Below are 7,314 nucleotides of genomic sequence, written 5' to 3'. Positions count from 1 at the left end.
CCGCCGGCCCCCCATCCGCCGACGAGGGCCCGCATGATCCGCACCCGCCTGCCCCGCCGCGCGCTCGCTGCGCTCGTCCTCGCCGCACTTGCGGCGCCGGCGGCGCGCGCGCAGTCGCCCGACCCCCTGCCATCCTGGCGCGACGGGCCGCGCAAGCGGGCGCTGCTCGATTTCGTCGCCGCCGTCACGACGGAAGGCGGGCCGGGTTTCGTGCCGCCGCCGGAGCGGGTCGCGGTGTTCGACAATGACGGCACGCTGTGGGTGGAACAGCCGGCCTACACGCAGCTCCTCTTCATCCTCGACCGCATCCGACAACTGGCGCCGGCCAATCCGGGATGGGCGGGCGAGCCGATCTTCGCGGCTGCCGCCGCCGGCGACCTGCACGGCGCGCTGGCCGAGGGCACAGCCGGCCTGCTGCGCCTGGCCGGCGCCGCGCAGGCCGGGAACACGCCGGAGGCGTTCCAGCGCCTGGCAGCGGATTGGCTCGCGACGGCGCGCGACCGGCGCTGGAACCGCCCCTACACCGCGCTGGTCTACCAGCCCATGCTCGAGGTGCTTGCGCTGCTTCGCGCGCGGGGCTTCACGAGCTTCATCGTCTCCGGCGGCGGCGTCGAGTTCATCCGCGCCTTCGCCGAGCAGGTCTACGGCATCCCGCCGCATCGCGTCATCGGCTCGACCTTCGCGCTGGCGTCGGGCGAGGGCGACGGGCGCATCGTGCTGACGCGGGAGCCGCGGGTGGACTTCGTGGATGACGGCCCCGGCAAGCCGGTCGGCATCGCGCGGCACATCGGCCGCCGGCCGATCGCCGCCTTCGGCAACTCCGACGGCGACTGGCACATGCTGCGCTACACGACCGAGGGCCAGGGCCGGCGCTTCGGCATGATCGTCCGGCACGACGACGCGGAGCGCGAATTCGCCTATGATCGCGAGAGCCATGTCGGGCGCCTGGCCCGCGCGCTGGACGAGGCGCCGGCGCGCGGGTGGCATGTGGTCTCGATGCGGTCCGACTGGTTGCGCATCTTCCCCGATTGAGGCGCGGGCGTCACGGCAAGCGGCAGCCGGAGTGCGGCGGGATCGCGCATGCGCCCGGCCCGCGCCGCCGCCAGGCGTTCCCGGCCGGTGCAGGCTTCGTCGCGGGCGGGACCCCGGATGGCGCGGCTGCGGCAGGGCGCGGGCGGACGCCGATGGGGGCAAGGCCAGTCTTCGTGGCCCGGGCCGGGCTGGCACGAGGCCGAAGCGGGACCATCTCCCGACGCAACCGCATTCCGGACCCGGCCCGACCCGTGACCCTGCTCGCCCTGATCGCCCTGGTCGCCGTCGCGCTGCTGCTCGGCGGCATGGTGTTCTTCGCCGCCCTCGTCGCGCCGCTGGTCTTCCGGGTGCTGCCGGTCGAGCAGGGCGGGCAGTTCGTGCGCGCCCTGTTCCCGCGCTACTACGTCTTCGTCCTCGGCACTGCCGCTGCGGCCGCCGTGGCGCTCTTCCCGCTGTCCAAGCCGGATGCCGGGATCATGGCCGCCACGGCCGGCCTGGCCTGGTGGCTGCGGCAGTCCCTGATGCCACGGATCAACGCCCTGTCGGACCGCGCCAAGGCCGGGGACACCGCCGCGCAGCCGGAATTCGACCGCGCCCACCGGCTCTCCGTCATCGCCAACCTGCTGCAGATGGTCGCCGCCGCGGTGGTCCTGGCGGGTTTCGTGACCTGACCGGAACGCCGCCTATTTTCCGGCCCCCGCGGATACACTAAGTCTCCCGCCAGACGCGGGCGGAGGCCCGTGTTGCCACTCGCGCGGGAAGCTGCCCGCGAGCCCGCTGCCCGGGAGGAACCGAACGTCATGAACCGCCGTGCCCTGATGGGCGCCGCCGCCGCCGCGCCGGCCGCCCTCGCCACCCCTGCCCTCGCCCAGACCCTGCCGGAGGTGCGCTGGCGCGCCCAGTCCTCCTTCCCGCGCGTCTTCGACGTGCTCTACGGCACGCTGGAGCGTATCTCCGCCCGCGTCGCCGCGCTCACCGATGGCCGCTTCCGCATCCAGGTCTTCCCCGCCGGCGAGATCGTCGGCGGGCTGCAGGTGCTGGACGCCGTGCAGGCCGGCACGATGGAAGCGGGCCATACCGCCTCCTACTACTACATCGGCAAGGACATCGCCTTCGCGCCCTTCACCGCGATGACCTTCGGCCTCAACACCCGCCAGATGACCGCTTGGTTCCGCCATGGCGGCGGCAACGAGCTGGCCAACGAGTTCTTCCGCGAATACAGCATCGTCGCCCACCCGGCCGGTGACACCGGCGCGCAGATGGGCGGCTGGTTCCGCAACGAGATCACCTCGGTGGACCAGCTGCGCGGCCTGAAGTTCCGCATCACCGGCCTCGCCGGCCAGCTCTTCACGCGCCTGGGCGCGGCGCCGACGCTGATCGCCCCGGCCGACATCTATCCCTCGCTGGAGCGCGGCGTGATCGACGCCGCGGAGTTCGTCGGCCCGCATGACGACGAGCGCGCGAACTACGTGCGCGTGGCGCGCTTCTACTACGCCCCCGGCTTCTGGGAGCCGGGCGCGCGGCTGCACTTCATGATGAACCAGCGCGCCCATGCCGCCCTGCCCGACCAGTACAAGGCCGCGATCGACATCGCCTGCGCCGAGGCCGACAGCGAGATGGTCTCCCGCTACGACACGCTGAACCCGCAGGCGCTGCGTCGCCTGGTCGCCGCCGGGGCGCAGCTGCGCTTCTGGCCGCGCCCGATCCTGGAAGCCGCCTGGCGCGCGAACGAGGAGCTGAACGCCGACCTGGCCCGCCAGAACCCGCGCTTCGCCCGGATCATGGAGAGCTACAACCGGTTCCGCACCGACCAGTTCCAGTGGTTCCGCGTGTCGGAGAACAGCTTCGACAACTTCGCCTTCACGGCGGCACAGACCGTCCGCTGAGCGCCCGCGGGCCCGGCGGCGGGGTAGCCCCCTGCCGCCGGTGCCGACGGAGCGGTTGTTCCGACCTCACGAATGCGTGATGATGCGCTGCGATGCGCCGCATCCCTGCCCTGCTGACCTGCGCGCTCCTCTCCGCCCTGCCGGCAGCGGCGAACGAAGGCGACTGGCGGGCCTTCCGCGACGGCACCGTGGCGCTGATGCGCCATGGCGGCGCCATCTCCGCGGAGGCCGGGGCCGCCTCGGCCCCGTCGCCGGTCGCCACCGGGGGCTGCGACCCCCGGGCGCGGCTGACGGAACTCGGCGGCGAGGACATGCGCCGCCTCGGCGTCCGGCTGCGCGAGGCGGGGGTGGCACCCGCCCGCATCCTCGCCTCCCGCGAGTGCAGCGCCTGGGAGACGGCGGCGCTGCTCGGCCTCGGCCCGGCCATCCATGCGGAGGCACTGGACCCGCCGGGCCCCGCGGAGCGGGATGCGCGTCGCGCAGCGCTGCAGCGGGTCGTCGTCGCGGCCGCGTCGGGTGAGGGGCCGGTCCTGCTGATCACCCACCGCATCAACATCGCCCTGCTCACCGGCCTCGACATCGCACCAGGCGAGATCCTGCTGTTGCGCCCCACGCCGGCCGGCCTCGCGCTGGCCGGGCGGATCGTGGCGGACTGACTGCCCCGGCGGATGGCCACCGGCCGCGGCCGGGGGTATCACCGCCCCGTCCCGGAGTGACCCGCCACGATGGATGCGTCTGCCCTGCTCTCCGCCCTGCTCATGGGCATCGTGGAGGGACTGACCGAGTTCCTGCCGATCTCCTCCACCGGCCACCTCATCCTGCTCGGCGAGCTGATCGGCTTCGAGGGACCGACCAGCACCACCTTCAAGATCGCCATCCAGCTCGGCGCCATCCTGGCGGTGGTGGTGGTGTTCTGGCGCACGCTGCTGGACCTGGCGTTGCGCGCCTGGCGGCCGGGGCCGGAGCGGTTCTACGCCATCAACATCCTGCTGGCCTTCCTGCCCGCGATGGTCATCGGCGCCACCTTCTACAAGGTGATCCACGATGCGCTGTTCGACCCCTACGTGGTCTGCGCGGCGCTGATCGTGGGCGGCGTGGCGATCATCGCGATCGAGCGCTGGCGGCCTGATGCATCGATCCGCTCCGTCGCGGAGATCGGGCCGCTGGCCGCGCTGCTGATCGGCTTCGGCCAGGTGCTGGCGATGATCCCGGGCACCTCGCGCTCCGGCGCCACCATCATCACCGCCCTGCTGCTGGGCGTGGAGCGGCGGGCGGCGGCCGAGTTCTCCTTCGTGCTGGCGATCCCGACGATGTTCGCGGCCACGGTCTATGCGCTCTACAAGGCCCGCAACGACCTCGACATGTCGGGCATGGCGCAGATCGGCGTAGGCTTCGTGGCGGCCTTCGTCGTGGCGCTGCTGGTGGTGCGATGGCTGATGCGCGTCATCGCGCGCATCGGTTTCACCCCCTTCGGCTGGTACCGCATCGCGCTCGGCACCGTCATGCTGGCGGTGCTGACGCTGGGCTGAGGCACCCCACGCGTCGGTTGCCGGCGCGCCGGAAACGATGGTAACGCCCCTCGCGTAGCCGCAACGGTTGCGGCCGAGCGCGAGGAGCCGCGATGCCGCACCTCGACCCGGGCGAGGAGACGGCCCGGCGACCTCGCAACGCCACGCTGGCGGTGGCCGAGCGGGTCGCGCGCGTGCCCTGGGTGCTCTACGGCGTGCTCGCCTTCTCCCTCGGCCTCGCGATGTACTTCGTCGGCGTGCTGATGGTCTTCCCGCGCTACCTGCTGGGGCTGGACCGCATCCTGCGCCCGGTCAGCGAGTGGCTGGTCTGGTACAGCGGCGTGCCGCTGGTAGCGGGGCTGGGCCTCGTGCTGGCCGACCTGCTGCTGCTGCTCGGCCTGAAGCGCACTGCCCGGGAGGTCGCCTGGCGCAGCCTGCCGGACCGCCGCGTGACCGTGGCACTCACCGCCTACAACGACGAACCCAGCATCGGCGATGCGGTGCGCGACTTCCTGGCGCACCCCCTGGTCGAACGGGTGATCGTGGTCAGCAACGCCAGCCGCGACGCGACCATGGCGGTCGCCGAAGCGGCCGGCGCGCTCACCTTCGACGAGCGGCGCCAGGGCTACGGGCACTGCGTCCATCGCTGCCTGACGGAGGCGCTGGCCACCCAAGGCGCCGGGCCGGTCGTGCTGTGCGAGGGCGACGGGACCTTCCGCGCCTACGACATCGACAAGCTGCTGGCCTATGCGCCGCACGCCGACATCGTGAACGGCACGCGCACGGTGGAACGGCTGCGCCAGCCGCACACCCAGCTCACCACCTTCATGTACTACGGCAACCTCTTCGTCGGAAAACTGCTGGAGGCCAAGCATGTCGGCCACGCGACGGTCACCGATGTCGGCACCACCTACAAGCTGGTGCACCGCGACGCGCTCCGCCGCCTGCTGCCGCGGCTCGACCCCACGGTGAACCTGGAGTTCAACGCCCACTTCCTGGACACTGCGTTGGCGGAGGGCTTCGTGCTGGTGGAATGCCCGATCACCTTCCACCCGCGCGTCGGCGTCAGCAAGGGCGGCAACGCCAGCAACGTGCGCGCGCTGAAGGTGGGACTGCGCATGATGCTCGGCATCGTGCTCGGCTGGCGGCGGGTGTCGGCGCGATGAGCGGCTACCACGACACCCGCTTCGCCGCCGATCCGCGGCGGGACGTGCTGTGGCGCACGCTGTGGCGCCACCACTTCGCCGCGCAGGTCGGGCCCGATGACTGCGTGCTGGACCTCGGCAGCGGGTATGGCAGCTTCATCAACCAGGTCGAGGCGCGCCGGCGCATCGCGGTGGACACCTGGCCGGGGCTGCCGGACCACGTCGCGCCGGGGGTGGAGGCCATGGTCGGCAGCGTGACGGAGCTCGGCTTCCTCGACGATGCTTCGGTGGACTTCGCCTTCGCGAGCAACCTGTTCGAGCACCTGCCGCAGGACGCCTTCGCCACCGTGCTGGCGCAGCTGCGCGCCAAGCTCTCGCCGCGCGGCACGCTGACCATCCTGCAGCCGAACTGGCGCTACGCCTCCCGCGAGTATTTCGACGACTACACCCACGTCACGGCCTGGTCGCATGTCGGCCTGCGCGACTTCCTCGAGGCGAACGGGTTCGAGGTGATGGAGGTCCAGCCGCGCTTCCTGCCCCTCACCATCAAGTCGCGCCTGCCGGTCTGGCCGGTGCTGATCCGCGCCTACCTGGCCGCCCCCTACAAACCCGCCGGCAAGCAGATGCTGGTGCGCGCGCGCCCGCGGCGCCCCTGAGGATCCCGATGCGTCTGTCCGTCCCCGCCCTGGCCGTGCGCGTGGCGCTGGCTATCGCGCTCGCCGCGCTGGCCTTGCGCGCCGGCGACGTGCTGCGCGCCGCGGCCGGCGCCATCGGGTTCACGCTGAGCCTGGACTACGGCGAGGGCATCGTGCTGCAGCAGGCGCTGCTGGTCACCGGGCCGCGCGCCTATGGCGACATCACGCAATATCCCTTCATCGTCTTCCACTACCCGCCGGGCTTCCTGCTGGCCTCCCGCGCGGTGGCGGCGATGGGCGTCGATCTCGTCGCGGCGGGACGCCTCGTGTCCTACGCGGCCACCCTGGCGATGGCGGCGGCGATCGGCGCGATGGCGCATGCCGCGCTGGCCGGCGCCCCGCGCGGGGCACGGCTGTTCGGCGCGGCCGTCGCCGCGCTGCTGCTCTTCGCCTTCTGGCCGGTGGCGCGCTGGATGCCGCTGGCCCGCGTGGACATGCTCGCCTACGCCTTCACGCTCTGGGGGCTCGTGCTCGTTCTGCGCGCGCCGGAGGCGCACTGGCGCGCCTTCGCCGCCGCAGCGCTGTTCACGGCAGCGATGTTCACCCGCCAGACCACCCTGGCCGCACCCCTGGCCGCCACGCTGGTGCTGCTGCTGGCCAGCCCGCGCGACGCGGCGCGGCTCGTGCTCGGCGGGCTGGTGCTGTCGCTGGCGCTGCTCGCCCTGGCCACGCTGCTGACCGGCGGCGGCTTCCTGCAGCACCTCATCGCCTACAACATCAACCGCTACGACCATCGCGGCTTCTGGATGCTGTACCGCTTCGCGGTGGAGAGCGTCGGGCCCATCGCGCTCGGCTTCGGCGGGGCGCTGCTGGTGCTGTGGCTGCTGCTGCCGCGGCTGCGCCGTCTGCCCGCCGCGCTGCAGGGCGACCCCGCCGCGCGGGCCGCGGCGGCCGCGCTGATCTACACCGCGATCTCGACGCCGCTTCTGCTGCTGGTGGCGAAGTCCGGCGCCAGCGTGAACTACTTCATCGAATGGGCCAGCGCCTGCGCGATGCTCGGCGGGCTACTCGCCGGGCGCATCGCGCAGGCCGGCCTGGCGCGCGGGGC

General features: G+C 72.7%; 8 protein-coding genes. All 8 read left to right on the top strand.

Translation table 11 applies throughout. The features are described 5' to 3' along the window. The first annotated feature begins 33 nt into the window (after positions 1-33). Positions 34-1,032, top strand: coding sequence for an HAD family hydrolase (locus tag OZN99_RS21375; protein ID WP_270937275.1), 999 nt, complete (start codon positions 34-36; stop codon positions 1,030-1,032). A 251-nt stretch (positions 1,033-1,283) separates the two neighbouring features. Further along, positions 1,284-1,703, top strand: a complete 420-nt coding sequence (locus OZN99_RS21370) for a DUF4149 domain-containing protein (RefSeq protein WP_270937274.1) — start codon at positions 1,284-1,286, stop codon at positions 1,701-1,703. A gap of 129 nt (positions 1,704-1,832) precedes the next feature. Further along, positions 1,833-2,918 carry a TRAP transporter substrate-binding protein gene (locus OZN99_RS21365; protein WP_270937273.1) on the top strand — a complete coding sequence of 362 codons (1,086 nt, stop codon included), beginning with the start codon at positions 1,833-1,835 and terminating at the stop codon, positions 2,916-2,918. Between the two features lie 92 nt (positions 2,919-3,010). After that, complete coding sequence (locus OZN99_RS21360; protein ID WP_270937272.1) at positions 3,011-3,574, top strand: histidine phosphatase family protein; 564 nt, start codon at positions 3,011-3,013, stop codon at positions 3,572-3,574. Positions 3,575-3,643: 69 nt separating this feature from the next. Beyond that, positions 3,644-4,447, top strand: coding sequence for an undecaprenyl-diphosphate phosphatase (locus OZN99_RS21355; RefSeq protein WP_270937271.1), 804 nt, complete (start codon positions 3,644-3,646; stop codon positions 4,445-4,447). Positions 4,448-4,539: 92 nt separating this feature from the next. Further along, the gene (locus OZN99_RS21350; RefSeq protein WP_270937270.1) at positions 4,540-5,592 is read left to right on the top strand and encodes a glycosyltransferase; all 1,053 of its coding nucleotides are present in this window, start codon (positions 4,540-4,542) and stop codon (positions 5,590-5,592) included. After that, entirely contained in the window at positions 5,589-6,227 is a 639-nt protein-coding gene (locus tag OZN99_RS21345) for a class I SAM-dependent methyltransferase (RefSeq protein WP_270937269.1), read from the top strand. Before OZN99_RS21350 ends, OZN99_RS21345 begins: the two co-directional genes overlap by 4 nt. An 8-nt stretch (positions 6,228-6,235) precedes the next feature. Next, a partial coding sequence (locus OZN99_RS21340; protein ID WP_270937268.1) for a hypothetical protein occupies positions 6,236-7,314 on the top strand: 1,079 nt, incomplete at its 3' end.

It is taken from the genome of Falsiroseomonas oryzae, from assembly GCF_027856955.1.
Taxonomy (GTDB): domain Bacteria; phylum Pseudomonadota; class Alphaproteobacteria; order Acetobacterales; family Acetobacteraceae; genus Falsiroseomonas; species Falsiroseomonas oryzae.
Note: the sequence above shows the minus strand (reverse complement) of the source record. Positions and strands in the feature narration are given on the sequence as shown.

Excerpts from the sequence above, each read along its gene's own strand:
- OZN99_RS21375 (WP_270937275.1), top strand. The coding sequence starts at position 34 with ATGATCCGCACCCGCCTGCCCCGCCGCGCGCTCGCTGCGCTCGTCCTC.
- OZN99_RS21365 (WP_270937273.1), top strand. The coding sequence starts at position 1,833 with ATGAACCGCCGTGCCCTGATGGGCGCCGCCGCCGCCGCGCCGGCCGCC.
- OZN99_RS21360 (WP_270937272.1), top strand. The coding sequence starts at position 3,011 with ATGCGCCGCATCCCTGCCCTGCTGACCTGCGCGCTCCTCTCCGCCCTG.
- OZN99_RS21355 (WP_270937271.1), top strand. The coding sequence starts at position 3,644 with ATGGATGCGTCTGCCCTGCTCTCCGCCCTGCTCATGGGCATCGTGGAG.
- OZN99_RS21350 (WP_270937270.1), top strand. The coding sequence starts at position 4,540 with ATGCCGCACCTCGACCCGGGCGAGGAGACGGCCCGGCGACCTCGCAAC.
- OZN99_RS21345 (WP_270937269.1), top strand. The coding sequence starts at position 5,589 with ATGAGCGGCTACCACGACACCCGCTTCGCCGCCGATCCGCGGCGGGAC.